Source organism: Microcystis sp. LE19-131.1A, assembly GCF_027532015.1.
In the GTDB taxonomy this organism is placed as follows: domain Bacteria; phylum Cyanobacteriota; class Cyanobacteriia; order Cyanobacteriales; family Microcystaceae; genus Microcystis; species Microcystis ichthyoblabe_A.
This window is the reverse complement of the sequence record NZ_JAPZSS010000101.1, coordinates 1-1,502: the sequence shown is the minus strand read 5'-3', so window position 1 is coordinate 1,502 and position 1,502 is coordinate 1. Positions and strand designations below refer to the sequence as shown.

The window sequence follows — 1,502 nt, the reverse complement described above, 5'->3', positions numbered from 1 at the left end:
GGAAAATTGTCTGAGCAATTTTTTGATAATTGACCACTGTTACATTTGGTAAATCGAGGAGTTGATCAAAATTTATCCACATAACCCACCTCCTGTTCTGTGTTACTATTATACCATGCTCACACAGAACCTAGAAGAGCCCATTTTTTTTCTGGTCTAAAACATGATTATAGATCACACTGTTGAGAGATTGCCAAAAAGGAACTAATAAAATATTCAGAAGTACAAAAACAGTAATCATACCATAGGAAAACATCGCCATTTGTTGGAAAAAAAGAGGATTTTCCGTGAGCGTTTGCCAGTCCTCCGAAGAATTGAACCAAAAGGGAATTGAAGCCAAAGCCCATGACAGAAGATAAACTGGAATAATTAATAAAATGGCAATAAATATCACTCCCACAATTCTCCAAGCCGAGTTTTTAGTTAAATGCCAACCTCTCTTGATTGCTTGCCAACTGCCTAAATTATCTTCAATTATTAAGGGCAATTCGGCAATGTAAATGCGAGCATATAACCAAAGGAAGAAAACAGGAAGACAGAAAGAAGCCAGTAAAATAAGCCATACACCAAGGATGGGGATAAAACTTACTAACACCAGAGACAGCGTTATCGGCAAGATTATTGCCGCTCCTAACAAACCGAGCAAAACCTGCATCCACCACAAGCGCCACATTTTCGGCTTAACTTTTTTTTCCGCTTGTCCGGCAGTTTCCGGCTGATAAATGATGTCTTGAAAAGCTAATCGTGAGATAACCGCACTATTGAAAAGATACTTAGCGGCCGAGAAAATTTGTACTGGGAAAAGAAATAAACGTAAACCGATATCGCTGCCTTGTTCGGGGGTAATTGTTTGATAAAGTAATTGACTGAGAATTAATTGCAAAACTAAGGGGAGAAGCGACCACAAGCCGGCGCGGACAGCAAAGAATACATAAGTTGGGAAGCGATCACGATAAAGACGGAAGGCAGTATTAATCGTATTGCCAATATTCAAAGGATCGAGGGAATTGTTAGTCACGGTGGGACTCCTTACAGAATGCCACCACTATATTAGGTTAGGTAACTAATCACAGCTAAAAAACTTCCAATTTAATCAATATTTCCAGCAAAGACAACAATTTTGCTAAAGTGGTAGAACTTGGCCAACGATTCAATTCCCCAGTGGAGAAAGTGCGATCGCATTGATGGTCTTAACTCCCTTGGGATTCGGTTCGCGCATGGTAGTAACTGGAGATGTCACCCAAACCGATTCACCGCAACAACAGGAATCGGGGTTAATTGCCGCTCAAAAAATCCTAAAATCAGTAGAAGGGATCGCTTTTTCTTACCTATCGCGGGCCGATGTGGTGCGTCATCCCTTGGTACAAAAAATCGTCTCAGCTTACGAACAGCACGAAAAATAACCGATTGTTGAGATAGTCGCTCTTGTACTCTTGCGAGAGAGTATAGAATTAGGTTAATTTAACGCGATGTGCAACTAAAAACGACAGAATCAGGGTTCC

Annotated in this window: 1 protein-coding gene and 1 pseudogene; one reads left to right on the top strand and one right to left on the bottom strand. The window is 40.5% G+C overall.

The annotated features are described in order from the left end of the window. Positions 1 to 130 precede the first annotated feature (130 nt). Complete coding sequence (locus tag O9323_RS08845) at positions 131 to 1,018, bottom strand: hypothetical protein (RefSeq protein ID WP_288124977.1); 888 nt, start codon at positions 1,016 to 1,018, stop codon at positions 131 to 133. A gap of 166 nt (positions 1,019 to 1,184) precedes the next feature. Between O9323_RS08845 and O9323_RS08840 the strand changes: the two are divergent. Further along, positions 1,185 to 1,403: pseudogene (locus O9323_RS08840) on the top strand (PhoH family protein); the annotation flags it as partial. Positions 1,404 to 1,502: the final 99 nt, after the last annotated feature.